The organism is Amycolatopsis sp. NPDC104587, from assembly GCF_055583645.1.
Genome location: NZ_JBVJNO010000007.1, coordinates 65,231 through 91,766 on the forward strand (window position 1 = coordinate 65,231; position 26,536 = coordinate 91,766).

The window sequence follows — 26,536 nt, forward strand, 5'->3', positions numbered from 1 at the left end:
CCGGTGGGACGCGCCACCGGGGTCCGCCGCGGGACCGTTCCGGGCATGCACCTCGTAGCCAGTGAACGGATCAAGCTCTTCAGCATCAGGACACCCTGGGTGTGCGGCCTGCTCGCGCTGGGCGCCCTCGTCGTGCCGGCCGTGCTCACCGCCGCCACGGCCACCGAGTCGGCGCTGCCGCCGACGGTCGCGAGCACCCAGTTCGGCTCGCCGTTCGGGTTCGTCGCCGTGCTGGTCCTGGGTGCGCTGGCGGTGACGAGCGAGTACCGCAGCGGGACGATCCGCACCGCTTTCCAGGCCGTGCCGAGCCGGATGCCGGTGCTGGTGGCGAAAGCGGCGGTCGTCGGCGGGTACGCGTTCGCGCTCGGCGAAGCCGCCGCCTTCGCGGCCTGGCTCGTGGCGCGGCTCGTCGCGCCCGCCGCCGACCTCGCGCTCGACAGCGCCGCGGACTGGACGATCGTCGCCGGGACCGGCCCGGTGTTCGCGCTCACCGCGGTCTGCGGGGCGGGGTTCGGCCTGCTCGTGCGGCACACCGGCGGCGCGGTCGCGCTGCTCGTCGCCTACCCGCTCGCCGCGGAGAACGCGATCGCGCTGATCCCGGACGCAGGCCCGGCGATCCACCGGTGGCTGCCGCTGAACGTCGCCGCGAAGTTCCTCAGCGGCACCGGCGGCGCCAACGGTGGCCGGGACGGCGGCAACGCGGCGGTGCTTTCCGACTCACCGCTGAGCCCCGGCTGGGCGCTGGCCTGCTACGCGGCCTTCGCCGCGTTGGTGCTGGCCGCCGGGATCACGGCCGCGCGGCTCCGGGACGCGTGATGCGGGCCAGCTTGTCCGGGTTGACGACGTCGTAGATCGCCACGATCTTCCCGTCGCGGACGCTCACCGACTGCACGTGCTCGTCGAGCGCCAGGAAGCCGTCGCGGCCGGGCATCGGCGGCAGGTACATCCCCAGGTCGCCGTTGACCAGCACCGCCTCGCCGCGCTCGACCATGCCGGGGGCGTACTTGCGCACCAGCCCGAGGAAGAACCGGGCGATCTTGTCCGGGCCGAAGATGAGCTGGCGGGTGGTGCGGCCCTTGCCGTTCGAGTCGCCGACGAGCACGACGTCCGGGGCGAGCAGCTCGGTCATCGCCCGGATGTCGCCCTGCTGCAGCGCGGTGACGAACTTCTCGAGGATCCGCGCCTGGTCCTCGAGCGGCGCGCGCGGCGGCGGGTCGGCGTCGGCGAGGGCCTTGCGCCCCCGCGAGGCGTGCTGGCGAGCGGCCTCGACCGAGACCCCGAGCGCGTCGGCGATCTCCGCGAACGGCACCGAGAAGGCGTCGTGCAGCACGAACGCGACCCGCTGCTCCGGGGTCAGCTTGTCGAGGACGACCAGCGCGGCCATCCGGAGCCCGTCGTCGCGGACCGCGACCTCCAGGGGATCCTCGCTCACCGGCTGCCCGAACGGCGTGACCACCGGCTCCGGCAGCCACTGGCCGACGTACCGCTCGCGCTGCGCGGCGGCCGACTTCAGCCGGTCGAGGCAGATCCGGCCGACCACCGTGGTCAGCCAGCCCCGCAGGTCGCGGATCGCGGCGCGGCTGGCGTCGTCGAGCCCGGCCAGCCGCAGCCAGGACTCCTGGACGGCGTCCTCGGCGTCGGCCCGGGTGCCGGTCAAGCGGTAGGCGACCCCGATCAGGTGACCGCGGTGCTCGGCGAACCGCGCGGCGAGCGTGTCCTGGGCGGTGGGCGTGGAGGCCATGCCCCGAGTGTGCCGCAAACGGCACGTCTAGAGTGGATGACGTGGCAGGACGGATTCGGGAGAGCGACATCGCGGAGGTGCGCGAGCGGAACCGGATCGACGAGGTCGTCGGCGAGTACGTGGCGCTGCGGCGGGCCGGCGGGGGCAGCCTGAAGGGCCTCTGCCCGTTCCACAACGAGAAGACCCCGTCGTTCAACGTCCGCCCGACGCACGGCACCTTCCACTGCTTCGGCTGTGGTGAGGGCGGCGACGTGATCAAGTTCGTCCAGAAGATCGACCTCATCACGTTCGTGGAGGCCGTCGAGCGCCTCGCCGACCGCGTCGGCATCCGCCTCACCTACGAAGGCGGCGGCGCGACCATCCAGCGTGACCGCGGTAGCCGCAGCCGGCTGATCGAGGCGCACCGCGCCGCGCAGGAGTTCTACGCCGAGCAGCTGGTCACCGACGAGGCGCGTGCCGCGCGGGACTTCCTGTCCGAGCGCGGGTTCGACGCCGCCGCGGCCAAGACGTTCGGCTGCGGGTTCGCCCCCGGCGGCTGGGACAAGCTGACGAAACACCTGCTCACGCGCGGGTTCGAGGTCAAGGAGCTGCTGACGGCGGGGCTGTCCAAGGAGGGCCAGCGCGGGCCGATGGACCGCTTCCACCGCCGCCTGGTCTGGCCGATCCGCGACGTCGGCAACGAGGTCGTCGGCTTCGGCGCGCGGCGGCTGTTCGACGACGACCGCATCTCGGCGAAGTACCTCAACACCGCCGAGTCGCCGATCTACAAGAAGTCCCAGGTCATGTTTGGCCTCGACCTGGCCAAGCGCGAGATCGCGAAGCGGCACCAGGTCGTCGTGGTCGAGGGTTACACCGACGTGATGGCGATGCACGCGGCGGGCGTCCCGACCGCGGTCGCGTCTTCGGGCACGGCGTTCGGCGAAGACCACATGAAGGTCCTTCGCCGGCTGATGATGGACGACGACGCCTTCCGCGGCGAAGTGATCTTCACCTTCGACGGCGACGAAGCGGGCCAGAAGGCCGCGCTGAAGGCGTTCGAAGGCGACCAGACGTTCGCCGGGCAGACGTACATCGCGGTCGCCCCGGACGGCATGGACCCCTGCGAGCTGCGCCTGGCCAAGGGCGACAGCGCGGTGAAGGACCTGGTCGCGCGGCGGACCCCGCTGTTCGAGTTCGTCATCCGCAGCACGCTCAAGAACTACGACCTCGACTCGGTCGACGGCCAGGTCGCGGCGCTGCAGAAGACCGTGCCGATGGTCGCGGCGATCAAGGACCGCGCGGCCCGCGACGGGTACGCGTCCAAGCTCGCCTGGTGGGTCGGCTGGCAGGACGTCGCGCAGGTGGTCAACCGGGTCCGCGGCAGCGCGGGCGCGACCGACAAGCGCGGCGGCGCGCCGTTGAAGCAGCCCGCCCGCGTCGGCGCTCCGGCCGTCCAGGCGCCCGCCGAGGACCTGGCGCGCCCGGCGCCGAAGGACCCGCGGTTCGCCATCCAGCGCGAGGCGCTCAAGGCGGCGCTGCAGCAGCCCGCGATCGCCGGGCCCGAGTACGACGCGCTGCCGCTGGAGGCGTTCACGCACCCGGTGTACGTCGCGGTGCACGAAGCCGTGCTGAAGGCGGGCGGGGCCGGTTCGGGCCTGACCGGCCCGGCGCTGCTGGACGCGGCCGCGCCCCACTGTCCGGAAGGGACGGTCCGGCGCGTGCTCTCGGAGCTGGCCGTGGAACCGTTGCGGGCCAAGGACGAAGTCGACTCCCGGTACATCTCGTCGATCCTCGCCCGGCTGCAGGAGAGCCTCGTCGGCCGGCAGATCGCGGAGATCAAGGGCAAGCTGCAGCGGCTGTCGCCGGTCGAAGCGCCGGACGACTACCGCGCGCTCTTCGGTGACCTCGTGGCGCTGGAGCAGTACAAGAAGTCGCTGGGCGAGCAGGCCGCCGCCAGCTCGTGGAGCTGACGTGAGCTTCCTGCGCCGGTTGCTGGGCGACCGCACCCCGCCCGACTTCGCCGGAGCGCTTTCGGACGGCGAAGACGTCATCGACAGCGCCCCGGTCGAGGGCGGCGGCTACCTGGTCGTGACGCAGCTGGGGCTGTGGATCCCGGACGGCGACGGCGCGCGGCGCGTCGGCTGGCACCTCGTCGGCAAGGCGACCTGGGCGGACGGCGTGTTCACGCTGACGGAGTCGGCCGAGGCCGGCACGGCGGGTGCGGCGGTGATCCTGGCCGACCGGCCGCCGGTCCGCTTCCGGCTGGCCGCGCCGGGCAAGGTGCCGCGCGAGGCCTACCAGCGCGTCGAGGGCTCGATCCGGTCGCGGCACCGGCAGGAGATCGGCGCCGGGGGAGCGTGGTTCGTGCAGCGCAAGGTGCCCGGTCGCGACGGCAGCGTCCTGCAGGTCCGGCCCGACCCGGGCACGGACGCCGAGCTCGTGGCGGCCATCGCCGAGCAGGCAGCGGCGAAGCTGGTCAACCCCGCCGAGTAGCAGTACGCTCGTACTCAGTACAGACGTACTGTTTACCGGGAGGCGGCCGTGTGGGATCCGGACAAGTACCTCGACTACGCCGACCTGCGGGCCCGGCCGTTCCACGACCTGGTCTCCCGCATCGGTGCCACATCGCCGCGCCGCGTCGTCGACCTCGGGTGCGGCCCGGGGAACCTGACTGTTGCGCTGCGGGAACGCTGGCCTTCCGCGGCCCTGGAGTGCGGTGACAGTTCACCCGAAATGGTGACGGCCGCACGCTCCCGGGGTCTCGAGGCGTCCCTGCTCGACGTCCGCGACTGGACGCCGGCGCCGGACACCGACGTCGTGGTGTCGAACGCTGTGCTGCAGTGGGTGCCGGACCACTCGGTCCTGCTTCGCCGCTGGGTCTCGTTGTTGCCTTCGGGCGCGTACCTGGCGATTCAGGTCCCGGGCAACTTCAACGCGCCTTCCCATGCATTGACGAGGGAGCTGGCGGCGTCCCCGGCGTGGGCGTCCCGGCTGGCCGAGGTGGTCCTGCGCGAGGACGACGCGGTCTCGAGCCCCTTGGAGTACGCGAACCTCCTGGCCGACGCGGGCTGCGGAGTGGACGCCTGGGAGACGACGTACGTGCAGCCGCTGCGGGGGCCGTCACCGGTGCTGGAATGGATCACGGGGACGGCGCTGCGCCCGGTCCGGGCGGCGCTGCCGGACGCCGAGTGGGAGCAGTTCCGCGCGGAGCTGGCCCCGCTCCTGGCCTCGGCCTACCCGGCCCGCGCCGACGGAACGACGTGGTTCGAGTTCCGCCGGGTGTTCGTGGTGGCCCAGGTCTAGCGGCGCACCTTCTCCCCGATCTTGGCCCGCGCAACCCCGGCGGCACCTTGCACCATGGGGTGGTCGACGACCCGGCGGTAGGTGCGCACGAGCTGCTCGTACCGCCCCCGGCCTGCCTTGGCGCCCAGCACGTAGCCCAGGCCCGCGCCCAGCAGGAACTTCTTCATCCGCGTCCACGCCTCTCATCGATAGGTCGTCCGACTGTCCATTGTCCAGGAAAACAGCGCGGAGGGGGCGGTTGCGCCAAGTGGGGGGTGGGTGCGGAGGGTGTGCGGGCATGGGCTAAAGTTCTTCTTGTCGGTCGGCGAGACCGGCACCGGAAGTGAGCGACATTCCCCTGTAGCTCAACTGGCAGAGCATTCGGCTGTTAACCGGAGGGTTCTTGGTTCGAGTCCAAGCGGGGGAGCAAAAGCCCAGGCCAATGGCCTGGGCTTTTTGTGTTCGGGCGCCGAAACCCCCAACTCTCCAGATTCACCAGCCCGTCACCGGCGGCTCATCCCCAGCTCGGCTTCGGGATTGCCGCGCTGTGTGACGTTGTCAGCTCGTCGCGTTCGGTGGTGATGCGGGCCAGTTCTCGCTCGAGATGCTTCGCGTACTCGTCGGCGGACTTCCAGGCTTGCTCGGCGTCGTTCCTGGCCGACAGGGCGGCGGCGAGGTCGTGTTCCAGTTCGCCGAACAGGGACTCGCGGTAACGAGCGTGGCTGACGGGGACGGCGAAGTCCTTGTCGCGTGGGTCGAAAGAGACAGCGATCAAGCCGTCCCCGCTGAAGGACTCGCCGACGCTGTGTTCGGCGATGACATGGGCGCCGGCGTCGAGCAGGGAGCGGAGGGCCTTCTGGTGGGTGAGCGGGTCGCCGGAGATTGCGTGGTGGTGGGTCGACACGATCAGGAAGCGCACGCGGCCGGCTTCGAAGTCGCCTCGGGCGCGCTCGAGCAGCAGCGTCTCCGCACCCTGGACGTCGGCCAGGACGAGGTCGACCCGGGCCAGATCGGCTTCGTGCATCAGGGAAGTGAGGTCGTGCTGGGCTACCAGGTGGGTCTGTCCGTCGCTTTCGGCCTTGAAGTCCAGGTGTCCGCCGGGTTCGCCGATCGCGGCCTGGACGAACCGGACGCGGTCCTGGTAGCCGTTGAGTACTGCGTTGCGGTGGCCGACGTCGAGGTACGCGGGGTCGGGCTCGAGCGCGACGACGCGGCCGGTGGGGAACGCGTGGCAGAACCAGAGGCCGTAGTACGTCCAGAAGCTGCCGAACTCGATCATGGCCGGTGTGCCGCCCTCGCCGGCCAAGCGTTCGATGATCCGGTGGAAGACCCGCTCTTCCTGGGGTTCGTGATGGCCGCGCAGTGCCCGGATGATCTCGGTCATCCAGCCGCCGTAGTAGCCGCCTTCCTCGACGAGCAGGCCGTTGTGCATGACCTGGACCCGGCCGCCGTCGTGGTCGCGGGTCCGGCCGGCGCCCTCGACCTTGGTGATGTCGTCGGCGTCGGTGCAGCCGGCCGTGGCCAGCATCCGGCGGCCCAGCGCGGGATCGAACCCTGTGATGTCCGGAACCAGCCGCTCCACGAAACCTCCAAGAAAGTAACCGCGGATCGAACCTTAGATCTTGCCGGCCCGGTTGCCTCGGCGGCCCGGTGAGAAAGTTCTGCGCGGAGGTACACGGATTGTGCGCCGCGCCAGTCTTCCTGGTGATGGCTGACTACGAGGACTTCGTCCGGGCGCACCTGCCGCGGCTGCTGCGCTACGCGACGATGCTGGCCGGGGAGCGGGAACAGGCCGCCGACCTGGTGCAGGACGTGCTGGTCAAGGTGTACCGGCGGTGGTCGCGGATCAGCGACGCCGAGCACCCCGACCGCTACGTCCTGCGGATGGTCACCAACGACTACCTGTCCTGGCGGCGCAGCCGGTCGGCGCGGCTGATCGCCGTGGGCGACCCGCCGGACGCGGCGCGGCCGGACGACTTCGCGTCGGACCACGCGGCGCGCGAGGACATGTGGCAGCGCCTCGCGCGGCTGCCCCGGCGGCAGCGCGCGGTCGTGGTGCTCCGGTACTACGAGCAGCTCGCCGACGCCGACATCGCGGACCTGCTCGGCTGCGCCCAGGCGACCGTGCGGGCCCACGCCCGCAAAGCCCTGACGACCCTGCGACACGGCTTGAGCACCGACCGGATGGCCCAGGCGAAGGAGAGCTGATGGACATCGAGAACCTGATCAAGGACACCTTCACCGCCCACGAGCAGGACGCCCCCGACAGCGACCAGGTCCTGGCGGCCACGCGTCAGCGCCTCGACCGCGCCGTGGTGAGCCGTCCGCTCGCGGCGGGTGCCGGGGTGGTCCTGCTCGTCCTGGCCGCGGTCGCCGTCGTCGTGCTGAACCGGCCCGCGCACGACAACCAGGTCGCCACGAGCAGCGGTCCGGTCGCCGTCGAGGCGCCGGCCAAGGCGGGCGTCGCGGAGCTGACCATGCCCTACTCGCTCGGCTGGCTGCCGCCGGGCAAGGCCGACTACCTCGCGCGCCGGATCAACATCGGTGGCAGCGCGGCGAACCCCGGCAAGCCGGTGTACGGCGGCGAGTACATGCTGACCGTCACCTCCGGGCCCCAGGTCCTGCTCGTGGACGTGCAGGAGATGCGGATGATGCCGGTCAAGCAGGCCGCCTTCAAGTCCGGTCCGGGCCAGCCCGTCACCATCGGCGGGCGGGCCGGCGTGGAGAGCTCGCGCTCCGGCGGCCCGGGCGGCTACGAGGTGTACCTGACCCACCCCGACGGCGGCTCGCTGTACGTCAACGTGGCCGCGCAGCCGGGCAGCACGGCGTCGGCGCAGCAGCTGGTCGACGCGGGCCGCCGCGTCGCGGGGACCGTCGCCTTTCCCGGCGCCACCACCGTCACCCCGGCGTTCGGCCCCGGCAAGCTGCCCGGCGGCCTGCGGATGTGCGCGTTCGACGTCGAGCAGGACGGTCCGAGCGGTCTGCGCACGAACTACTCACTGGGCACGTGCGGCGTCCTGCCGCCGGTCCAGGTGCGCAGCGACGAGGCCGGCCAGGTGCGCGGCACCGCGGGGAAACCGGTCCAGGGACACGCGACCCGCTACCTGGACGAGAACGGTTACCGCACGCTCTGGATCCTCGAAGCCGTTCACGGCGCGCCGATCGCCGTCGCGGGCTCCAGCGCGCAGGCGGAGCTGTACGCCATCGCCGAGCACCTCGTCCTGCCCCACTGACGGCTTCACGTCACGTTCGGTCCGGTTGAGCCGCGGATGACGAGCTCGGGGCGGAAGAGCTGGGACTCGGGCGCTTCGCCTTCGACCCGGGCGCGGAGGTGGGCGAAGGCGGTCGCGGCCATCCGGGCGACCGGCTGGCGCACGGTCGTGAGGGGCGGCGCGGCGAGGTCGGCGAGCATGATGTCGTCGAAGCCGGTGACCGAGACGTCGGCGCCGACTTCGAGGCCGGCGTCGCGGATGCCCGCGCAGACTCCGAGCGCGCAGAGGTCGTTGATCGCGACGATCGCCGTCGGTGGTGCGGGTTCGGCCAGGAGTTCGGCGGCGGCCGCGCGGCCGAGGCCGGCCATGTCCGTGTCGCCGTAGGAGCGGCCGTCCCACACCGTGCTCTCCGACCCGGCCTCGTCGAGTGCCCTGCGGAACCCGCGGAGGCGTTCGGTCCGGTTGACGCTGCCCAGCGACCCCGAGACGAACGCGAGCCGGCGGTGGCCCAGGCCGAGCAGGTGCCGGGTGGCCAGCCCCGTGCCCATCGCGTTGTCCACGGCGATGTTCACCAGGCCCGGCGGGTCCTCGGCCTGCGCGGTGCGGTCGAAGGCGACCACCTGCATGCCGCGCTCGGTCAGGGGTGTCACGTGGGCGAGGGAGGGGAGGGCCGAGCAGAGCACCACACCCCGGACGCCGTCGTCCCACAGTTCCTCGAGGTACGTGCGCTCGCGTTCGGGGTCGCGCTCGCTGTTGCACAGCAGGACGTGGTAACCCGCGGCCAGCGCGGCGCCCTCCAGGTGCCGGGCGAAAGTGCCCCAGAACGGGTTCGCCACCGACGGGACGATCAGGCCGGCCACCTGGGTGCGCCCGGTGCGCAGCTGCCGGGCCGCGCGGTTCGGGCGGTACCCCAGCCGGGTGATCGCGTGCTCGATCCGGGTCCGGGTGCCGGCCTGCATGCGGCTCGTGCGGCCGTTGAGGTAGTTGGACACCGTGCTCGGCGAGACGCCGGCTTCCTCGGCCACCTGGTAGATCGTCACCACGTCGCCAGTGTATCGATCTACCCGCAAACATACTGCTCTTGACGGTGATCAATTTCCGACTTAGCGTGTTTTCCGATCAACATGGTAAATCGATGCACCACGTGATCGGGGGAACGATGAAGCTTCGAGCCATCCTGACGGGGTCGTGTGTGACGGCCGCGTGCCTGTCCGGGGTCGCCGGCGGAACGGCCGCCGCGGCGCAGTGCCCGTACCCCGCCCAGGTGCTGGACCTGGCGAACTGGAAGGAGACGCTGCCGATCGGGTCGGCCGGCAGCCCCACCGAAGTCAAGCAGCCCGCGCTGGCGACCTACGCGCGCTCGCCGTGGTTCACCACGACGCCGTCGTGCGACGGCGTCCAGTTCCGCGCCGCGGTCAACGGCGTGACGACGAGCGGGTCGAAGAACCCGCGCTCCGAGCTGCGCGAGATGACGGACAACGGGCGGGACAACGCCTCCTGGTCGTCGACGTCCGGCACGCACACGATGACGATCTCGCAGGCGATCACGAACCTGCCGGCCGGGCGGCCGTACGTCGTGGCCGGGCAGATCCACGACGCCGACGACGACGTGGCGGTGTTCCGGCTCGAAGGCAGCAAGCTGTACGTCACCAACGGGGACGACAGCCACTACCAGCTCGTCACGTCCGACTACGCGCTCGGCACGACCTTCGAGGCCAAGTTCGTCGTGGCCCGCGGCAAGATCCGGGCCTACTACAACGGCGTCCTGAAGGCGACCATCTCGAAGAAGTTCTCGGGCGCCTACTTCAAGGCCGGCGCCTACACCCAGGCGAACTGCGACACCACGTCTCCGTGTGACGACGGAAACTTCGGCCAGGTCGTGGTCCACCGCGTCACCGTCACCCACGAGAAGGCCGACGTCGCGGCCGCGGGGAGCCAGGACAGCTGCACCGCGCCGGACGGCCTGAAGCTGAAAGACCAGGACTACGAAGACGACCAGCTTCCGTGGCAGCGCAAGAACGGCGAGGAGGTCGTCGTCTACTTCGCCACCCAGGGCCTGCCCGCCGAATACCTCGACGACGTCAAGCAGGGTGTCGCGTCGTGGGACCGCAGCCCGTGCGTCCAGCCGCGGCTGACCGAAACCTGCGCGACGGGGACGAACTGCGTCACGATCGGCCTCAAGAGCTCGGACGAGGATGACGACGACGGCAACTTCGACGCCGTGGAAAAGGGAAAGTTCACCGTCGGCGGCCACATCACGTACTACGCCAAGCCGCTCGCCGAAGAAGGCCCCGTCGCCACGCTCAACGTCGTCAAGCACGAGATGGGCCACGCCATCGGCCTTCGTCACCGTGCGACGAAAGGTGTCCTGATGTACGCGGACACGAACCACACGACCGAACCGGACAACGTCGACTACGACAACCTGCTCGTCCTCTACGGCAGGCAATAAGGGTCAGAGGGTCGGCTTTCCCGGCTGGTAGAGCCACTTCTGGAAGAACGAGTCGAGGTTGCGGTCGGTCAGCCGCTCGACGAACTGGATGAACTGCCGTGTCGAAACGTTGCCGTACCGGTGGGTCGCCGGCCATTGCGTGAGGACCTTGAAGAAGGCGCGGTCGCCGATCTTCAGGCGCAGGGCCTGCAGGGTCATCGCGCCGCGGTTGTAGACCAGGTCGTCGAAGATGCGGTCGCGGCCCGGGTCGGCGACCTGGCCGGTCCAGTCCTTCTCGTCGGCGTAGGTCTTCGCGAAGGTCTGCTGCACCGGGACGCCGTTGAACTTCTCCTGGTAGAGCCATTCCGAGTAGGTCGCGAAGCCTTCGTTGAGCCAGATGTCCGCCCAGCGCACCGGGGTGAGGCTGTCGCCGAACCACTGGTGGCCCAGCTCGTGGGCGAGCAGGTCGCCGTCGACGTCGCCGGTGGTCTGGTCGTAGACCGGGCGGCTCTGGGTCTCGAGGGCGTAGTCGACGCCGACGTCGGCGAGGATGCCGCCGGTCGAGTCGAACGGGTACGGCCCGTACATCGAGGATTCCCACTTGACGATCTGCGCCGTGGTTTCGTTGAACACCTTGCCCTGACCGGGTTTGGTGGTGATCGACTTGCCGATCGCGGTGATGTTCGGCAGGCCGCCGGCCGCCACGCCGCGGGTGACGTCGTAGTTGCCGATCGCGAGCATGCTCAGCTCGCTGGACATCGGCCGGTTCATCGACCAGCGGAAGGTGGTCTGGTGATCGCGCGTGGTGGTGGGCCCGGGTTCACCGTTGGCCAGCACGGTGAGCCCGGCCGGGACGGTGATGGTCTGGGTGTAGGTCGCCTTGTCGTCGGTCGTGTCGTTCACGGGGTAGTAGGTCGCCGCGCCGATCGGCTGGTTGAGCGCGACCGCGCCGTCCTTGGTGGTGACCCAGCCGGAGACGCCCAGCGCGGGGTCGTCGATCTTCTGCGGGACGCCCGCGTAGGTCACCGAGACGACGAACGGGCTGCCCTTCCGCAGCCCGGACGGCGGGGTGATCACCAGCTCCTGGGCGCCGCTGCGGGTGAACGCGGCGTTCAGGCCGTTCACTGAGAGCCGGCTGATCTTCAGCGGTCCCTGGAAGTCCAGGTCGAAGCGCGAGAGGTCCTGGGTGGCCGTGGCGAGAATCGTCGTGGTCGCGTTGATGGCCTGGGTTCGGGGGTTGTACGCCAGCCGGATGTCGTAGTGGCCGACGTCGTAACCGCCGTTGCCCATGTCCGGGAAGTACGGATCGCCGGCGCCGGGCGCGCCGGGGGAGTACCGCGGCGCCGGGGCCGCTTCCGCCGCCGGGCCAGTCGCGGCCAGCAGACCCGCGGACAGCGCGCAGGAGATGATCACCAGGTGGACACGGCTACGGTGGGCGCCTCGCATGGGTCCTCCTCGGCAGTCATCGACGCTGAAGAGTAGGACCGAGGCGACAGGCGGATCAAGCGGCAGCACCCGCTCACCCCAGCCGGGCGGCACGCGACAGCAGGTGACGCCGCTCGGGCTCGCTGGTCGTGCGCCGGGCCGCCTCCTGGTAACCCGCGCGGGCCGCGGTGGGGTCGCCCGCCATCTCGAGCAGGTGCGCTCGCACCGACACCAGGTGGTGGGACGCGGAGATGCGCTCGTCCGCCGACAAGGCGTCCAGTACCGCCAGCCCGGCCGCCGGGCCGCGCACCATCGCCACGGCCACCGCCCGGTTGAGCGTAACCGTCGGGTTCGGGGCCACGCGCTCCAGAACCGTGTACAGCGCCAGGATCTGCGGCCAGTCGGTGACGTCCGCGGTGGGCGCCTCGTCGTGGACGGCGGCGATCGCGGCCTGCAGCCGGTACGGCCCGATCGGGCCCTTCGCCAAGGCCTCGGTCACCAGCGCTACGCCCTCGGAGACGGCTTCGGCGTCCCAGAGCGTCCGGTCCTGCTCGCTCAGCGGCACCAGCGAACCGTCCGGGGCCGTGCGGGCCCGGCGGCGGGCGTCGGTCAGCAGCAGGAGGCTCAGGAGCCCGGCCACCTCGCCGTCGCCGGGGACCAGGCGGTGGAGGTCGCGGGCCAGGCGGATCGCCTCGGCCGTCAGGTCGGCGCGCACCAGCCGCGTCCCCGAGGTGGCCGTGTACCCCTCGTTGAACACGAGGTAGACCACCTGGAGCACGACGGCGAGCCGGTCCGCCTGCTCGGCCGGCGGCGGCAGGGCGAAGACGGCCCCGGCTGCCTTGATGCGCTGTTTCGCGCGGCTGATGCGTTGCGCCATGGTCGCTTCGGGCACGAGGAACGCCCGGGCGATCTCGGCGGTCGACAGGCCGCCGACGGCCCGCAGCGTCAACGCGATCTGCGACGGCGGTGTCAGCGCCGGGTGACAGCAGAGGAACAGCAGCGTGAGCGTGTCGTCGTCCGGGTACGGCTCGCCGCCGGCGGGCGGAGTGCCGAGGGCGTCGGCCTCCTCCCGCCGGCGACGGGCGACGTCGCTGCGCACCTGATCGGCGAGACGCCGCGACGCCACCGTCACCAGCCAGCTGCGGGGGTTCTCCGGCCACCCCTCCGCCGGCCACTGGGCCGCGGCCGCCGCCAGCGCCTCCTGGACGGCGTCCTCGCAGGCGTCGAACTGGCCGTAGCGGCGCACCAGCGTGCCGAGCACCTCCGGGACCAGCCGCCGGACGGCCCGCCAGCCGGTCACGGCGCGACTTCGGCCTCGTGCATCAGCGGCCGGACCTCGACACCCCAGTGGCGCGCCGACGGGTTGCGCGCCGCGATCTCCAGGGCCCGGTCCAGGCTGTCGCAGTCGAGGATCGTGAAGCTGCCCAAGAACTCCTTGGCCTCGGCGTACGGGCCGTCGGTCACCGCCGGCGTCGCGCCGGAGACCCGGACCATCTTGGCGTTCACCTGGTCGGCCACCCCGTAGGCGCCGACCAGCTCGCCCGACTCGAACAGCTCCTGGTTTAGGGCGTCGGTCTCACGGATGAGCTCGGCGAGGGCCTCCGCGCCGATCGAGGTGAAGGCCTCTTCGTTGCCGTAGATCAGCAGCATGAACTTCACGGCTCGCTCCTCTCTCAGTGCGCCGGCCCGACCAGCTCGCCGCCCGCGCCACGATCGTCCAGCACCAGCTTCGCCCGTCCGGTGACGGTATAGCGGAGGTGGGTGACCCCGGGCGCGTCGACGACCCGCGTCGGGACCAGCTCGACACCGTCGTCCGCGCCGAGGCCGAGACCGGCGTCGAACAGGCGCTGGCCGTCGCCCAGCAGCACCGGGGCGACGTGCAGCTCGAGCTGGTCGAGCAGCCCGGCGGTCAGCACCTGGCGCAGGAGCTCGCCGCCGCCGGCCACCGCCACGTCCTTGCCGCCGGCGGCGGCCCGGGCCAGCTCGACCGCCCGCGCGGGGCCGTCGGTGACGAAGGTGAAGGACGTGCCGCCCCGGCGTTCGAGCACCTCGCGCGGCCGGTGGGTGACCACGAAAACCGGGGCGCGGAACGGCGGCTCGTCGCCCCAGGGGACCTCACCGGCGTCGAACATGCGCCGGCCCATGACGTAGGCGCCGGCGGCGACGAACGTCTCCGCGACGATGTCCGAATCGACCGACTGCGCACCGCCGGCGAAGCCCTGCCGCTCACGCCAGGCCATGGCGTCGACGGCCCAGCGCGTGACGCGGAAGAAGCCGGGCGCTTCGGGGCCGCGCATCCAGCCGCTCATGTCCTGGGGATCGGCGGTGTCCCGCGGTCCGGTGTAGAAGCCGTCGAGGGACACCGACATCTGGGCGGTCACTCGGGTCATGGTTCCTGCTCCTCAGGGGGTGCGGGGCGGCCCTGGTGGCCGCCCGTGCCCCTGGGTCGGAGCCGATCGTGGGTTCTCGACACGCGCCGCGGGTTGGCTTTTCGGGAGAAAAACTCGACCTGTTTACCCGCTACTCAGCGGTAGAAACCTCGTTGGAGGGAAAGAAAAAACTTCGATCTACACCCAATCCGGTGAGGGTTGCCGTGCCGAAATCTGACTGACGGTGAAGTCCCCACTCGAAAGGGGGTGAGATGGATGGATACTTCCCTGACGGACACGACCCCGGCCGGGCCGCCGCTGATACTGCGGATGCTCGTGCTGGCCGGGGCGTTGTTCGGGTTCACCCTGCTGGCCATGGCCCTGTCCGGGACCGCGCACGCGGCCGAAGGCGGGTCGCCGGATCGGCCCGGGCTGCTTGATCGGGCCGGGAGCACCGTGCACGACAGTCCGGCCCTCGGGCCGGTCACGGACACGGTGCACGCGGTGTCGTCGCAGGTGGCGCCGGTGGCCAAGCCGGTGACGGACACGGTGCATGGGGTGCTCGACAGTCCGGCCTTCGGGCCGGTGACGAACACCGTGCACGCGGTGTCGTCGCAGGTGGGACCGGTGACGAGCGGGCTGGCGCCCGTGGTTTCCGCGGTCACCCGGCCGGTGCTGGAAACGGCGGAACCCGTGCTGTCGGCCTTGCGGCCGGTGGTGCACGCTGTGTCGCCGGTCCTGCACGCCACGGCCCCGGTAACCGCACCGGTGGTGCGGGCGATCGGGGGCGAGCGGGCCGATCCGGTGGTGGTCGGACAGCCGGTCACCACGGTCGCCGGAAGCCCGGCGGTTCCCGCGTCGCGCAGTGCGGTCGGTGCCTCGCCGGTGGTGACCGTCCTGACGCGGGCTCACGAACCGCCACGTGAAAGGACGGCCGTCGAGGCCGAGGCCGAGGCCGAGGCCGGTGTTGCCGGTCCCGCGTCCGGCTCCGGGGGCAGCGGGCTGCCCGCGGACCTCGCCGGCATGAGCGGTGCGATGTCGGTGAGCGGCGGGAGCGCGCACGGCGGCGAGTTCGCCGTGACCGCGTCCGGCTCGGTCATCCCGGGAACGGACCGGACCTGGCGGGCTCCGCCGGGCGGCCGGGCGTCGCCGTACTGGCTGGTCTTCTACGGAAACGACCATCCGAGCTGACGAACCCTTTCCATCCTCAAAATCCACAATGGACAGAGAGTGTGAAAGGGAAGTCATGCACAAGTACGTACGACGCGGCCTGACCGCCGCGTTCATCTCCGGCGGGTTCGTCCTGCTGGGCAGCGCGGTGGCCAGTGCGGACACCGGGAGCTCGGGCCCGCTCGGCGGGCTCGGGAACACCCTGCACTCGGTCGTCTCCGGAACCGCCTCCGGCGGCAACGGCGGCGACTCCGGCTCCGGCGGGAACGCCACCAGCGGCAACAACGCTGTCAGCGGGAACTCCGGGAACTCGGGCAACTCCGGTTCGACCGGCGGGAACAGCGCCTACGGCGTCTGCGTCCTGGCCAAGTGCAACACCTCGGTGTCCTCGGGCAACTCCGGGAACACGGGCGCGACCGGCTCGACCGGGAACGCCTCGAACACCAGCAGCACCACCGGTGGGAACTCCGGGAACGCCGGCCACGGCGGCTCCGGAACGTCGGCGGCGGCCGGGAAGAACACCGCGGACTCGCGGGGCGCCCGCGGCGGCCTGACCGGTGTCCTCGGCTCGGTGACGGGCACCGCCAAGGGCGGTAACGGTGGCAACTCCGGCGATGCCGGGAACGCCACCAGCTCCAACTCGGCGGTCTCGGGGAACTCGGGCAACTCCGGGAACTCCGGCTCCACCGGCGGCAACAGCGCCTACGGCCTCTGCCTGCTGGCGCAGTGCACCACCACCGTGTCCTCGGGCAACTCCGGGAACACCGGCGCCACCGGGTCGACCGGCGACGCGACCAACACCAGCACCACCACCGGCGGGAACTCCGGCTGGGCGGGCAACGGCGGCGACGCCACCACGGTCGCGTCCGGTCAGAACTCCGCCACGAACAACGGTGGGCACAGCTGGAAGCGTCACGAGCAGGGCGGCACCACGGGCGTCCTGGGTGTCGTGACCGGCACCGCCAAGGGCGGCAACGGAGGCAACTCCGGTGACGCCGGCAACGCGAACAGCAACAACAGCGCGGTGACCGGGAACTCCGGCAACTCGGGTGACTCGGGCTCGACCGGTGGCAACAGCGCGATCGTGTGGACCCTCGGCGGCGAGCGTCAGGGCCGCGGCCACCACGACTGCGGTGGCAAGCACGAGGACGGCACGAAGTCGGCCACCACGGTGACTTCGGGCAACTCGGGTGACACCGGCGCCACCGGCTGGACCGGTGACGCGACCAACACCAGCACCACCACCGGCGGAAACTCCGGCTCGGCGGGCAACGGCGGCGACGCCACGGTTGTCAGCACCGGCCACAACTCCGCCACGAACAGCGGTGGGCACAGCTGGAAGCGTCACGAGCAGGGCGGCCGCACCGGCGTCCTGGGTGTCGTGACCGGCACCGCCAAGGGCGGCAATGGTGGTGACTCCGGTGACGCCGGGAACGCCACCAGCCACAACAACGCGGTGACGGGCAAGTCCGGCAACTCGGGCGACTCGGGCTCGACCGGCGGCAACACCGCCGTCTCCTCGACCCGCGGGCACGAGCAGCAGGGCCGCCACAGTGGCTGGAACAACGGTGGCTGGAAGCACAACGAGGGCACGAAGTCGCACACCAAGGTGACCTCGGGCAACTCGGGTGACACCGGCGCCACCGGCTCGACCGGCGACGCCTGGAACCACAGCACCACCACCGGCGGGAACTCCGGCTGGGCGGGCAACGGCGGCAACGCCGACGTCCTCACCTCCGGCTGGAACACCGTCGCGCACACCCCGCACACCGTCTGACGGACAGCGGGTTCAGCAGTACAGGGAGCGGGGCACCGGGATCATCCCGGTGCCTCGCTTTCGGTTGCGGGCCACGCCCGGTCAGCCGCTGACGTGCGCCGTGTTGTCCAGCCAGTGCCGCACGAGACCGGCGTCGCCCTCGATGGTGAGGTCTTCGGTGAGCGGGAGGCGCCGGGTCAACGTCAGCAGCAGGGACCGTGCCGGGCCGGTCACCGTCACGTCGGCCGGGCCGGTGGTGGGCTGCCACGTCGCCCCTTCGGGCCGGCGTTCGACCAGCCAGGCGACGTCGACGTCGGTCGCCCGCCACTGCAGGGTCTGGCCGGTGCCGCGGATCGCGTGGGCCGACGCCGGTCGCTGCAGCTCCCACGTGGGGGAGGTGAGCATCGCGAAGTGGTTGCCGATGAGCGCCGCCGCGATGTCGGCGTCGACGTCGGCCGGGCGGTTCGCCGCGGCGGCCGCGTCGAAGCCGTGGACCACCGCCTCGTTGAGCATGCCGGAGAGCCAGAACCGCGTCCCGGTCCGCCCGTCCGCCGCGGGGTTGAACACCGGTGCGTCGAGCGCCTCGGCCGAGCACGCGTCCGCGACCCGCCGCGCGGACCCGGCCAGCCAGGCCGGCCACTCGCCGGGGTCGGCCGGGAGCACAGCCATTTCCGTGGGCAGCCGGGCGGGATCGGTGACGCGCCGCTCGATCATCTCCGCGACCCAGTGCTGGGTCTGGCCCACGTGCTCGACCAGGGCGGTGACGGTCCACTCCGGAGCCGTCGGGACCGCGGCGTCCGGCCCGGCCGCCGCGGCCGACTCCGCCAGCCGCCGGGTGTGGTCGACGATCGCCCGCCGGGCCCGGTCCGCGTTCGGTTCCGTCATCGGAGGTCCTTCCTCGGGGGTGTGCAGTCAGGAATTAACGCTATTGAACCGAGACTGCGCAAGGGGGCCGGGCCCGTTCTTCGCGAGCTATCGTTCGGGCATGGAACCGCCGCGGATAAGACTGGCCGGTCTCGGCTACGACGACAAGCTGGAGATCGAAGAACAGATCGCCGAAGCGGGCGGGGGCGACGTCGAGTTCGAAGAGGCGGCCGTTCCCGACGGCTCATCCGGGGAACCGGTCACCCTTGCCGTCATCGTCGGCGGGTTGGCGATTAAAGGGCTGATCACCTATTTGGTCCTTCGCAACCGGCCGGACCGTTTCCGGGAGAAGGTCGAAATCGTCTACCCGGACGGGACGCGGGTCGTGCGTGCGGTCGACATTTCCCTTTCGAAGGACCGGCCGGCCTCCGAGCAGGTGCTGGGCGAGCTCGGCAAGCTGGCCGAGGTCCCGGTCGCGGACCTCATCGGCTAGGCCGATGGCTGCCCAGGAGTTCCGGAGCTTCACCCACCCGGTGACCAACTTCGGCGAGCTGAGCGCGGGCGACGCCCGGTCGCAGCTGGCCGGCTTGATCGAGGGCGAGCTGCCGGACTCGACCTGTCCGGCGTTCGTCCACGAGCTGACGCACCACTGGTGCTTCACCTCCCCGGTCGGCACGGCCTTGACGTACTTGTACTTCCGGCCCGTCCTTCCCCTGATCACCGAAGAACCGGCGGGATCCGAAGAGGTGATCTTCAGTTCCGGGCTGGATTTCGTGGCCTACGACATCGCGTCGGGCATGCTGTGGCCGATCATCGAAGGCCTGGCGTTGTTCGCCGAATTCGACACGATTCCCAGCCGGGCGGCCGACGTTTGTTCCACACCGATGAAATGGACGTTCCTCCTCTACGCGCGGCGCCTGCTCAAGAGCGTGCCGGCCACCGGGAACGCCTCGGAACAGCTCGACGAAGCGGTGCTGTCCTACCTCGTCAAGAACCGGACCAGTCCCCGGCTCGTCAAGCGCAAGTCGAACGTGCTGGCCCAACCGCTCCTCGCGGCCCGGGAGGGCTATCTCGGCGGTTACCTCCTGGTCAAGAACCTCTGGATCTCACTGGCGCTGCGCGACGAACGCCTGGCCGACACCGACGTCTTCCTGCTCTTCGCCGTGCACTACTTCTTCTCCGACTTCGGGCTGGTGGCGCGTCTGCTGGAGCCGGACGACGGCCGGAACGAACGGTGGCTCGTGGTCCGCAAGCACCTCTTCGACTCCCTGGACCGCCTCGCGACCATCACCGCGGCCGAGCTCCGGCCGATGGTCGACTACGTGCTGACCGCCGGACCGTCCGGCCCGGGTGCCTACCTGCCGTGGCGGTCGCGGGCCGAGCAGCGGGCCGGTTTCGAGGGGCTGCTGCACGCTTCCGGTGACTCCGAGCTGTGGCGGAAGGGTGTCGAGCACCTGCTCGACGAGTACGCCACGCTCGTCGAGCTGGCCGACCACGGCGACCACGGCGCGTTCGGGAGCCGCCTGATGTGGCTCATGACGCAGCGGGACGCGTTCTGCGTCATCCACGAGCCGGTCCGGGTGCAGGTCGGCGCGAGCGGCCGCCTCGCCGCTCAGCTGCGCGGCTCGCCGGTCATCTCCGCGCCGGCCGTCGACGGCTTCCACCGGGCGGCGGGAACCTGCGACGGGACCATCATCGGATACGTCCTGCCCGGGATGGACACCGTTTTCGTGTCGATCGCCGTGGACGGTGAGATCGGCGCGCTGGTGCTGCCCGAGCCGGTCGAACGGCAGCTCCGCGGCTACCACATGGACGGACCCGGCACGCTGGAGAGCCTCCGCGAACTGCGGCGGTTCGCCCGCGACCGCGTCGCCGCCGACCCGGTCGTGCAGGCTCTCATCGACGTCGGCGCGCGGAACGTGACCGAGTGGCAGCAGCGGCTCGCCGCCGACCACGCGCTGCCGCACGTCGAGGTGGAGCGCCGCGACGAGGTGACGAAGCTGTTGAACGAGGCCGGGTTCGGCGGAGTGCTGGGCTCGGCGGGCCGGCTGCGCGGCCTCGCCATGGCTTCCCTGCTGGCGTCGGTCCGGCTGACGAGGAAGAACAGCGCCGCGCTGTTCGACGCCCAGCGGCAGAGCCACCGGTGCCCGGACGACTTCGCCACGCTGGTCGAGTTCGTCCGGAAGCGGGGACGCGCGGTGCTCAACGACCCGCTGCTCGCGGACTGGGGTTCGGGGCTGCTCAGCATGGTGTGACCGGAGAGGTGGTGGACAGATGACGGACCTGACGCGGCGGATCGACGCCCTGCGGGCCGAGCTGGGACTGGCGACCGAAGACGACCGCGCCGTCGTCGTCGACGAGCTCGGCCGGCTCAACCGGGAAAAGGTGCTGGCGCCCCGGGAACCGCCCGATCCGGCGGACTGGATGCCGCTGCCCGTCGTGACGTACCGCCGGCCGGTCGGCACGGTTCCCTTGCGAGAGGCCAAAGACGTGGTGAAGGCGTTCTTCTGGGCCTTCGCCGCCGGCCTTTCGGCGGACCCGGCGCGTCCGGTGCCCGACCAGTTCGTGGCTCTCGTCCGGTTGCGGATCGACGACGAAGCGTTGAGCTTGACCCTGATGTGCCCCTACGAAGCTCCGGTCCGCTTCGTGCACGACATGTCCACTGTGGACCTGACCGGTCCGGCCGGCGCCGCGGTCGAGCGGCGCATCCACGACCTGGAGATCCACCACAGGTACAGCCTCACCGACGACCTCCTGCTGCCGGTCGTGGTCGACCGCGACCGGGCGGCGAACCGGTTGTCCCTGCTCAACCGCAACCAGTTCGACGACCCCGACCAGTTCATCACCCCGGCGTCGCTCGGGACGACGTCCGGCTTCCTGAACTTCGTCGGCGCGATCCAGATCGCGTACGGGGTGCAGGGGCGCCGGAAGGTGGTTTTCGAGAATCCGGAAGCGCTGATGAACCAGGGGTTCGACGACTGGTTCCGGTGGATGTACTCGTTCGTCGAAGAAGGGGCGCTCTTCGAACCCGAGCGGCTGTACGTGAACCGGGAGGACCCCGAAAGGTACCGATACGCTGTGCGCGTCGAACCGTAGGGAGCTCGACGAGAGCGATGAGGGTCGTTCCGCCACCGCCGGAACCGGGGACCCGTAGGCTGAGGCGAATGAGCGCGGCATCCACCCCGGAGCAGTCGATGGTCGAAACCCGGCACCAGACCCGGTTGCTCACGCTGCTCCGCGACGAAGGCCCGATGTCGCGGGTCGAGCTGGGCGAGCGGCTCGAGCTGCCGCGCGCCCGCGTCGGGGCCGAGGTGGCCCGGCTCGACGAGGTCGGCCTCGTCGAGACCGCCGGGCCGTCGGCCAGCCGGGGCGGGCGCCGGTCGACCTTGGTGCGGCTTTCGGGTGAGCTGCGGGTGCTCGCGGTGGACGTCGGCGCGACGTCGGTCGGGGTGGCCGTCACCGACGCTTCGTGCGAGGTGCTCGCGCACACCGTCGAGGACTGCGACGTCCGGCAGGGGCCGCACCCAGTGCTGCGCCGGGTGGCCGAGCTGGCGGCGAAGGTCCGGGACGGCGCGCCCGGCAAGCTGGTCGCCGCGGGCATCGGGCTGCCGGGGCCGGTCAGCTTCGCCGAAGGCATGGCCGTCGCCCCGCCGATCATGCCCGGCTGGGACCGGTTCAACGTGCGAGACCACCTCGGCGGGCTCTGGGGCTGCCCGGTGGCGGTCGACAACGACGTCAACGCGATGGCGCTCGGCGAACGGCACGCCGGGGTCGCGCGCTCCACCGACGACCTGATGTTCGTCAAGATCGGCACCGGGATCGGCTGCGGGATCGTGCTCGGCGGCAGGGTCTACCGCGGGGTCGCCGGCACGGCGGGCGACATCGGGCACATCCGCCTCGACGACTACGGCCCGACCTGCGCCTGCGGGGAGGTCGGCTGCCTGGAGGCCTACTTCGGCGGGGCCGCGCTGGCCCGCGACGGGCTGGCCCTGGCCCGCAGCGGCCGCTCGGCCCACCTCGCCGAGGTGGCCGCCGAACACGGGGCGGTCACCGCCCGCGACGTCGGCCGCGCGGCCGCGGCGGGCGACTTCGGCGCGGTCAACCTGATCCGCGACGGCGGGCGCCGGCTCGGCCAGGTCGTCGCGTCGCTGGTCTCGTTCATCAACCCGGGCATGGTGGTGATCGGCGGCGGGGTCGCGCAGCTCGGGCACCAGCTGCTCGCCGAGCTGCGTAGCGCGGTGTACCGGCGGTCGTTGCCGCTGGCGACGGGCAACCTGCCGATCGTGCTGTCCGAGCTGGGGGACACGGCCGGGGTGATCGGTGCGGCTTGGTCGGCGACGGATCGGGCGTTCACGCTCAGCAGCTGACCCTGGCCTGCGGTAGGGGGCTCACCCTTGGTTGCTGACCCTGTCCTCGCAGTAGTGCTCAAACTGGACAGACTTTTGCACTCTCGAATCGAAAGTCTGCACACTTCCGCGCGTCTATCCGGGTGAAAACGGGACTTAACACGCCGTCTTCACCTTGACGGGTGATGGCCGTCACCCTACTTTCGCATCCTGCGTGACAAAGTCCGTTCAAAGCGCAGCTTAGGTGAGGGCAATGTGGCCAAGACCGGTGCCAGGCGAGCCGAACCGGTGAGCCCGCGTACGGCCAACCTGGCCGCCGTCCTGCGGGCGCTCCGGGGCGGACCGCTCTCGCGCACGCAGCTGGCAGCCCGCTGCGGGGTCGCGAAGTCGGCGGTTCCCGGCCTGCTCGCCGAGCTCGCCGAGCGTGGCCTCGTCCGGCCCGCCGGGGTCCTTCCCGGCAACGGCCGACCGAGCCGGCTGGTCGAGCTGGACGGCGAAGACGCATACGCGCTGGCTCTGAGCATCGAGGCGGACCGGCTGTCGGCGGTGGTCACCGACCTGTCCGGCCGGGTACTGGCCGAGCACGCCGAGACCGTCGACGTCGCCGCGGCCGGGCTGCAGCGAGGCATGGACGAGCTCGCCCACCTCGCCCACCGCGTGCTGCCCGGCCCGCCCGTCGGCGTCGCGATCTCGGTGCCCGGGCTGGTCGACTCGGCCGCCGCCGTGCTGCGGTTCGCCCCCGCCCTGCGGTGGCGCGACGCGGAGATCGCCGGCCTGATGGCGGCGCGCCTGAACCTGCCCGTCGACGCGGTCGCCGTCGACAACGAAGCCAACCTGGGCGCGCTCGCCGAGTCGCTCACCGGAGCCGGCGAGCTGTTCTACCTCAGCGGCGGGACGGCCGTCGGCGGCGGGCTCGTGTCCGGCGGGGCGATCCTGCGCGGCGCGCGGGGCTTCGCGGGCGAGGTCGGGCACATCAACGTCGACCCGTCCGGCGAGCGCTGCGCCTGCGGCCGGACCGGCTGCCTCGAGACCAAGGCGAACCTGGCCGCCGTCCTGCGCGCCGCGGCGGCGCCGGGGGACCGGCTGCAGGACCCCGCGCTCGGTGTGGCCGAGCGGGTCGCGCTGCTCACCGAGCGAGTCCGCCTCGGTGACCAGCGTGCGGTCACCGCGGTGCACGAGCTGGGTGTCGCGCTCGGCGTCGCACTGTCCACTGTGGTCGACGTGCTCGACCCGGACGTCGTGGTGCTGGGCGGGTACTTCGCGGAGCTCGGGCCGTGGCTGGTCGAACCGGTCCGCGTCGAGCTCTCCGCCCGGCCGCTGGGCCACGCCCGCGTGGTGCCGTCCGAGCTCGGCCTCGAAGCTCCCCTGCGGGGCGCCGCGCACGTCGCGGCCGAACGGCTCTTCGCCGACCCGACCCTCGTCCCCGCCACCGAGGAGGCCTCGGTATGAGCCTGCTTTCCGTCCGCGGGATCGTGAAGTCCTTCCCGGGGGTGCGCGCGCTCGACGGGGTCGACCTCGACGTCGAACCCGGCGAGGTGCACTGCCTGCTCGGCCAGAACGGCGCCGGGAAGTCGACGCTGATCAAGGTCCTCGCCGGCGCGCACCAGCCGGACGCGGGGGAGATCACCTGGCAGGGGGAGCCGGCAAACCTCGGCTCCCCGGTCGACGCGCTGCGCCTGGGCATCGCCACCATGTACCAGGAGCTCGACCTCGTGCCCGGGCTTTCGGTGGCGGACAACATCTTCCTCGGCCACGAACGCGCCCGCTTCGGGTTCACGCGGATCTCCCAGGCCCGCGACGAGGCTGCCCGGCTGATGGCGCGGCTGGGCCACCCCGGCATCCGGCCGTCGGACGAGGTCGGCCGGCTCTCGGCGGCGGGCCAGCAGCTCGTCTCGATGGCCCGCGCGCTGGCCCACGACGCCAAGCTGCTCGTGATGGACGAGCCCACCGCCGCGCTGGCCGGCGAGGAGGTCGACAACCTCTTCCGCATCGTCGGCGAGCTGACCGCGGACGGCGTCGCGGTCGTCTACATCTCGCACCGGCTCGAGGAGCTGCGCCGGATCGGGCACCGGGTGACCGTGCTCAAAGACGGCCGGACCGTCGGCACCGGGCTCGACGCGCGCACCACGCCGACCGCCGACCTCGTCGCGCTGATGGCCGGGCGCAAGGTGGAGACGGTCTTCGGGCCGCGTCACGACGGCCACGCCGACCGGAGCAAGCGGGCGCTCGAGGTCGAGTGCCTGTCCCGGGCCGGGGAGTTCGAGAACGTGAGCTTCACCGTCCACGCCGGGGAGGTCGTCGGGATCGCCGGCCTGGTCGGGTCCGGCCGCAGCGAGCTGCTGGAGACGATCTTCGGCGCGCGCAAGGCCGACCGCGGAACCGTTGCGGTGGAAGGGAAGCCGCTGAGCCCGGGCGACATCCGGGCCGCCGTCAAGGCCGGTGTCGGGCTCGCCCCGGAGGAGCGCAAGAGCCAGGGCCTGCTGCTCGACCTGCCGGTGGTGCACAACGTGACCCTCGCGAGCCTCGGCCGCTACGCGAAGCTCGGGTTCACCGAGCGCGGCAAGGAGCTCAACGACGCCGGCGCCAGCCTGCGCCGTCTCGACCTGCGCCCGGCCGACCCGCGCCGGATCGTCCGCACGCTCTCGGGCGGCAACCAGCAGAAGGCGGTGCTCGCCCGCTGGCTGGTCCGCGGCTGCCGGGTGCTGCTGCTGGACGAGCCCACGCGCGGGGTCGACGTCGGCGCGCGCGCCGAGCTGTACCGGCTGATCGACGAGCTGGCCGCGACCGGCGTCGCGATCGTGCTGGTGTCCAGTGAGATCCCCGAGGTGCTGGGGCTGTCCGACCGGGTGCTGGTGCTGCGCGAGGGCCAGGTCCTCGCCGACCGGCCCTCCGGTGGGCTGACCGAGGCCGCGGTGCTCGACGTGATTCTCGAGGGGAGTGCGGCATGACCGACACCGAAGCGCCACCACGCAAGGCGGTGACCACCGAAGGACGGCGGTTCGCCTTCCGGGCCGACCCGCGGCTGCTCGGCCTGGCCGCCGTGCTCGTCGTGCTGTGCCTGGTCGGCCAGTTCACCCGGCCCGAGCTGTTCTTCACCGAAAGCAACATCTCGACGATCCTGCGGCTCGCCGCGGCGATCGGCGTGGTGAGCGTCGGGATGACGTTCGTGATCATCAGCGGTGGTATCGACCTGTCCGTCGGCTCGATCGTCGCGCTCTCCAGCGTCTGGCTGACGACCCTGGCCACGCAGTCCTACGGGCCGTGGGTGATGGTCCTCTGTGGACTCGCCGTCGGCCTCGGCTGCGGGCTGGTCAACGGCGTGCTTGTCTCCTACGGCAAGGTCGTGCCGTTCATCGCGACGCTCGCGATGTACGTCTCGGCGCGCGGGCTCGCCGAACGGCTCAGCGGCCGCCGCACGCAGGTGGTCGCCGACCAGGACTTCCTCACCTTCTTCCGCGGTGACCTGCTGGGCATCCCGGTGCTGATCTGGCTGTTCGCGCTCGTGTTCGCGGTCGGCTGGGTGGTGCTCAACCGCACCACGTTCGGGCGGCGGACCTACGCGGTCGGCGGCAACGCCGAGGCGTCGCGGCTGGCCGGGATCAATGTGAAGCGGCACCTCGCGCTCGTGTACGGCGTCGCCGGGCTGTGCTGCGGGATCGCCGCGCTCATGGTCGTCGCGCGGACGACCGCCGGCGCGTCGACCAACGGCATGTTCTACGAGCTCGACGCGATCGCGGCGGTGGTCATCGGCGGCACGCTGCTCACCGGCGGCCGCGGCTCGCTGATCGGCACCCTGATCGGCGTGCTGATCTTCACCGTGCTGTCCAACCTCTTCACGCTCAACAACCTGGACACCGACATCCAGAACATCGCCAAGGGCGTGATCATCGTCCTCGCCGTGCTCTTGCAGTTCCGGGCCAGGAAAGCCAGGACCGGTCCGTAGTACCACCTTTGGAGGCCG

General features: G+C 71.5%; 25 protein-coding genes and 1 tRNA gene. 17 read left to right on the forward strand and 9 right to left on the reverse strand.

Annotation, left to right across the window (positions count from 1 at the left end):
* The first annotated feature begins 45 nt into the window (after positions 1 to 45).
* Complete coding sequence (locus ACZ61C_RS22190) at positions 46 to 816, forward strand: hypothetical protein (RefSeq protein ID WP_465309588.1); 771 nt, start codon at positions 46 to 48, stop codon at positions 814 to 816.
* On the opposite strand, the gene ACZ61C_RS22195 is transcribed toward ACZ61C_RS22190, so the two are convergent.
* Positions 788 to 1,741, reverse strand: coding sequence for a sigma-70 family RNA polymerase sigma factor (locus tag ACZ61C_RS22195; RefSeq protein WP_465309590.1), 954 nt, complete (start codon positions 1,739 to 1,741; stop codon positions 788 to 790). The two genes, ACZ61C_RS22190 and ACZ61C_RS22195, sit on opposite strands and share 29 nt — an antisense overlap.
* 32 nt (positions 1,742 to 1,773) lie before the next feature.
* Between ACZ61C_RS22195 and dnaG the strand changes: the two genes are divergently transcribed.
* From dnaG to ACZ61C_RS22210, 3 genes are read left to right on the forward strand one after another with little or no spacing between them, the layout of a single operon-like run.
* Positions 1,774 to 3,690 carry a DNA primase gene (dnaG, locus tag ACZ61C_RS22200; protein ID WP_465309592.1) on the forward strand — a complete coding sequence of 639 codons (1,917 nt, stop codon included), beginning with the start codon at positions 1,774 to 1,776 and terminating at the stop codon, positions 3,688 to 3,690.
* Position 3,691: 1 nt separating this feature from the next.
* A complete protein-coding gene (locus tag ACZ61C_RS22205; RefSeq protein ID WP_465309594.1) occupies positions 3,692 to 4,213 on the forward strand; it encodes a hypothetical protein in 522 nt (173 codons plus the stop codon).
* Positions 4,214 to 4,261: 48 nt separating this feature from the next.
* On the forward strand, positions 4,262 to 5,023 hold the full coding sequence (locus tag ACZ61C_RS22210; RefSeq protein ID WP_465309596.1) for a trans-aconitate 2-methyltransferase: 762 nt from the start codon (positions 4,262 to 4,264) through the stop codon (positions 5,021 to 5,023).
* On the opposite strand, the gene ACZ61C_RS22215 is transcribed toward ACZ61C_RS22210, so the two are convergent.
* On the reverse strand, positions 5,020 to 5,190 hold the full coding sequence (locus tag ACZ61C_RS22215; RefSeq protein ID WP_465309598.1) for a hypothetical protein: 171 nt from the start codon (positions 5,188 to 5,190) through the stop codon (positions 5,020 to 5,022). The genes ACZ61C_RS22210 and ACZ61C_RS22215 overlap by 4 nt on opposite strands.
* Before the next feature lie 166 nt (positions 5,191 to 5,356).
* Between ACZ61C_RS22215 and ACZ61C_RS22220 the strand changes: the two genes are divergently transcribed.
* A tRNA-Asn gene (locus ACZ61C_RS22220) sits at positions 5,357 to 5,429 on the forward strand.
* 87 nt (positions 5,430 to 5,516) lie between these two features.
* On the opposite strand, the gene ACZ61C_RS22225 is transcribed toward ACZ61C_RS22220, so the two are convergent.
* Complete coding sequence (locus ACZ61C_RS22225; protein ID WP_465309600.1) at positions 5,517 to 6,584, reverse strand: FkbM family methyltransferase; 1,068 nt, start codon at positions 6,582 to 6,584, stop codon at positions 5,517 to 5,519.
* Positions 6,585 to 6,709: 125 nt separating this feature from the next.
* Between ACZ61C_RS22225 and ACZ61C_RS22230 the strand changes: the two genes are divergently transcribed.
* Together ACZ61C_RS22230 and ACZ61C_RS22235 are read left to right on the forward strand one after the other, a co-directional pair.
* Positions 6,710 to 7,210 carry a SigE family RNA polymerase sigma factor gene (locus ACZ61C_RS22230; protein WP_465309602.1) on the forward strand — a complete coding sequence of 167 codons (501 nt, stop codon included), beginning with the start codon at positions 6,710 to 6,712 and terminating at the stop codon, positions 7,208 to 7,210.
* On the forward strand, positions 7,210 to 8,235 hold the full coding sequence (locus ACZ61C_RS22235) for a hypothetical protein (RefSeq protein ID WP_465309604.1): 1,026 nt from the start codon (positions 7,210 to 7,212) through the stop codon (positions 8,233 to 8,235). The genes ACZ61C_RS22230 and ACZ61C_RS22235 overlap by 1 nt, the downstream gene beginning before the upstream one ends.
* A 5-nt stretch (positions 8,236 to 8,240) precedes the next feature.
* Here ACZ61C_RS22235 and ACZ61C_RS22240 read toward each other — a convergent pair whose 3' ends face one another.
* The gene (locus ACZ61C_RS22240; RefSeq protein WP_465309606.1) at positions 8,241 to 9,257 is read right to left on the reverse strand and encodes a LacI family DNA-binding transcriptional regulator; all 1,017 of its coding nucleotides are present in this window, start codon (positions 9,255 to 9,257) and stop codon (positions 8,241 to 8,243) included.
* 149 nt (positions 9,258 to 9,406) lie between these two features.
* Between ACZ61C_RS22240 and ACZ61C_RS22245 the strand changes: the two genes are divergently transcribed.
* Positions 9,407 to 10,666 (forward strand): polysaccharide lyase family 7 protein, encoded by a 1,260-nt coding sequence (locus ACZ61C_RS22245; protein WP_465309608.1) that lies wholly within the window; start codon positions 9,407 to 9,409, stop codon positions 10,664 to 10,666.
* A gap of 3 nt (positions 10,667 to 10,669) precedes the next feature.
* Here ACZ61C_RS22245 and ACZ61C_RS22250 read toward each other — a convergent pair whose 3' ends face one another.
* From ACZ61C_RS22250 to ACZ61C_RS22265, 4 genes are all read right to left on the reverse strand, one after another.
* Positions 10,670 to 12,091 (reverse strand): M1 family metallopeptidase, encoded by a 1,422-nt coding sequence (locus tag ACZ61C_RS22250; protein ID WP_465309610.1) that lies wholly within the window; start codon positions 12,089 to 12,091, stop codon positions 10,670 to 10,672.
* Positions 12,092 to 12,164: 73 nt separating this feature from the next.
* Complete coding sequence (locus ACZ61C_RS22255; protein ID WP_465309612.1) at positions 12,165 to 13,370, reverse strand: RNA polymerase sigma factor; 1,206 nt, start codon at positions 13,368 to 13,370, stop codon at positions 12,165 to 12,167.
* Positions 13,367 to 13,720 carry a YciI family protein gene (locus ACZ61C_RS22260; protein WP_465310207.1) on the reverse strand — a complete coding sequence of 118 codons (354 nt, stop codon included), beginning with the start codon at positions 13,718 to 13,720 and terminating at the stop codon, positions 13,367 to 13,369. Before ACZ61C_RS22260 ends, ACZ61C_RS22255 begins: the two co-directional genes overlap by 4 nt.
* Positions 13,721 to 13,743: 23 nt before the next feature.
* Positions 13,744 to 14,460, reverse strand: a complete 717-nt coding sequence (locus ACZ61C_RS22265) for a dihydrofolate reductase family protein (protein WP_465309614.1) — start codon at positions 14,458 to 14,460, stop codon at positions 13,744 to 13,746.
* 255 nt (positions 14,461 to 14,715) lie between these two features.
* Between ACZ61C_RS22265 and ACZ61C_RS22270 the strand changes: the two genes are divergently transcribed.
* The gene (locus ACZ61C_RS22270) at positions 14,716 to 15,630 is read left to right on the forward strand and encodes a hypothetical protein (RefSeq protein WP_465309616.1); all 915 of its coding nucleotides are present in this window, start codon (positions 14,716 to 14,718) and stop codon (positions 15,628 to 15,630) included.
* Positions 15,631 to 15,685: 55 nt separating this feature from the next.
* Positions 15,686 to 17,386: a beta strand repeat-containing protein gene (locus tag ACZ61C_RS22275; protein ID WP_465309618.1), complete on the forward strand. Its 1,701-nt coding sequence runs from the start codon at positions 15,686 to 15,688 to the stop codon at positions 17,384 to 17,386.
* Positions 17,387 to 17,467: 81 nt separating this feature from the next.
* Here ACZ61C_RS22275 and ACZ61C_RS22280 read toward each other — a convergent pair whose 3' ends face one another.
* Positions 17,468 to 18,250 (reverse strand): maleylpyruvate isomerase family mycothiol-dependent enzyme, encoded by a 783-nt coding sequence (locus ACZ61C_RS22280; protein ID WP_465309620.1) that lies wholly within the window; start codon positions 18,248 to 18,250, stop codon positions 17,468 to 17,470.
* Between the two features lie 100 nt (positions 18,251 to 18,350).
* Between ACZ61C_RS22280 and ACZ61C_RS22285 the strand changes: the two genes are divergently transcribed.
* The 7 genes from ACZ61C_RS22285 (at position 18,351) to ACZ61C_RS22315 (ending at position 26,518) form a co-directional block, all read left to right on the forward strand.
* Positions 18,351 to 18,722, forward strand: a complete 372-nt coding sequence (locus tag ACZ61C_RS22285) for a hypothetical protein (protein WP_465309623.1) — start codon at positions 18,351 to 18,353, stop codon at positions 18,720 to 18,722.
* A gap of 4 nt (positions 18,723 to 18,726) precedes the next feature.
* Positions 18,727 to 20,484 carry a hypothetical protein gene (locus ACZ61C_RS22290; RefSeq protein WP_465309625.1) on the forward strand — a complete coding sequence of 586 codons (1,758 nt, stop codon included), beginning with the start codon at positions 18,727 to 18,729 and terminating at the stop codon, positions 20,482 to 20,484.
* 19 nt (positions 20,485 to 20,503) lie between these two features.
* Positions 20,504 to 21,325: a hypothetical protein gene (locus ACZ61C_RS22295; RefSeq protein ID WP_465309627.1), complete on the forward strand. Its 822-nt coding sequence runs from the start codon at positions 20,504 to 20,506 to the stop codon at positions 21,323 to 21,325.
* Between the two features lie 68 nt (positions 21,326 to 21,393).
* Positions 21,394 to 22,596 (forward strand): ROK family transcriptional regulator, encoded by a 1,203-nt coding sequence (locus ACZ61C_RS22300; protein ID WP_465309629.1) that lies wholly within the window; start codon positions 21,394 to 21,396, stop codon positions 22,594 to 22,596.
* 267 nt (positions 22,597 to 22,863) lie between these two features.
* On the forward strand, positions 22,864 to 24,024 hold the full coding sequence (locus ACZ61C_RS22305; protein ID WP_465309631.1) for an ROK family protein: 1,161 nt from the start codon (positions 22,864 to 22,866) through the stop codon (positions 24,022 to 24,024).
* Positions 24,021 to 25,523, forward strand: coding sequence for a sugar ABC transporter ATP-binding protein (locus ACZ61C_RS22310; protein WP_465309633.1), 1,503 nt, complete (start codon positions 24,021 to 24,023; stop codon positions 25,521 to 25,523). The genes ACZ61C_RS22305 and ACZ61C_RS22310 overlap by 4 nt, the downstream gene beginning before the upstream one ends.
* The gene (locus ACZ61C_RS22315; RefSeq protein WP_465309635.1) at positions 25,520 to 26,518 is read left to right on the forward strand and encodes an ABC transporter permease; all 999 of its coding nucleotides are present in this window, start codon (positions 25,520 to 25,522) and stop codon (positions 26,516 to 26,518) included. Before ACZ61C_RS22310 ends, ACZ61C_RS22315 begins: the two co-directional genes overlap by 4 nt.
* Positions 26,519 to 26,536 lie beyond the last annotated feature (18 nt).

Bases quoted from the DNA above. Each gene is read 5' to 3' on its own strand.
- ACZ61C_RS22190 (WP_465309588.1), top strand. From the start codon at position 46: ATGCACCTCGTAGCCAGTGAACGGATCAAGCTCTTCAGCATCAGGACA.
- ACZ61C_RS22195 (WP_465309590.1), bottom strand. From the start codon at position 1,741: ATGGCCTCCACGCCCACCGCCCAGGACACGCTCGCCGCGCGGTTCGCC.
- ACZ61C_RS22215 (WP_465309598.1), bottom strand. From the start codon at position 5,190: ATGAAGAAGTTCCTGCTGGGCGCGGGCCTGGGCTACGTGCTGGGCGCC.
- ACZ61C_RS22230 (WP_465309602.1), top strand. From the start codon at position 6,710: ATGGCTGACTACGAGGACTTCGTCCGGGCGCACCTGCCGCGGCTGCTG.
- ACZ61C_RS22235 (WP_465309604.1), top strand. From the start codon at position 7,210: ATGGACATCGAGAACCTGATCAAGGACACCTTCACCGCCCACGAGCAG.
- ACZ61C_RS22250 (WP_465309610.1), bottom strand. From the start codon at position 12,091: ATGCGAGGCGCCCACCGTAGCCGTGTCCACCTGGTGATCATCTCCTGC.
- ACZ61C_RS22260 (WP_465310207.1), bottom strand. From the start codon at position 13,720: ATGCTGCTGATCTACGGCAACGAAGAGGCCTTCACCTCGATCGGCGCG.
- ACZ61C_RS22265 (WP_465309614.1), bottom strand. From the start codon at position 14,460: ATGACCCGAGTGACCGCCCAGATGTCGGTGTCCCTCGACGGCTTCTAC.
- ACZ61C_RS22270 (WP_465309616.1), top strand. From the start codon at position 14,716: ATGGATACTTCCCTGACGGACACGACCCCGGCCGGGCCGCCGCTGATA.
- ACZ61C_RS22275 (WP_465309618.1), top strand. From the start codon at position 15,686: ATGCACAAGTACGTACGACGCGGCCTGACCGCCGCGTTCATCTCCGGC.
- ACZ61C_RS22280 (WP_465309620.1), bottom strand. From the start codon at position 18,250: ATGACGGAACCGAACGCGGACCGGGCCCGGCGGGCGATCGTCGACCAC.
- ACZ61C_RS22285 (WP_465309623.1), top strand. From the start codon at position 18,351: ATGGAACCGCCGCGGATAAGACTGGCCGGTCTCGGCTACGACGACAAG.
- ACZ61C_RS22290 (WP_465309625.1), top strand. From the start codon at position 18,727: ATGGCTGCCCAGGAGTTCCGGAGCTTCACCCACCCGGTGACCAACTTC.
- ACZ61C_RS22295 (WP_465309627.1), top strand. From the start codon at position 20,504: ATGACGGACCTGACGCGGCGGATCGACGCCCTGCGGGCCGAGCTGGGA.
- ACZ61C_RS22300 (WP_465309629.1), top strand. From the start codon at position 21,394: ATGAGCGCGGCATCCACCCCGGAGCAGTCGATGGTCGAAACCCGGCAC.
- ACZ61C_RS22310 (WP_465309633.1), top strand. From the start codon at position 24,021: ATGAGCCTGCTTTCCGTCCGCGGGATCGTGAAGTCCTTCCCGGGGGTG.
- ACZ61C_RS22315 (WP_465309635.1), top strand. From the start codon at position 25,520: ATGACCGACACCGAAGCGCCACCACGCAAGGCGGTGACCACCGAAGGA.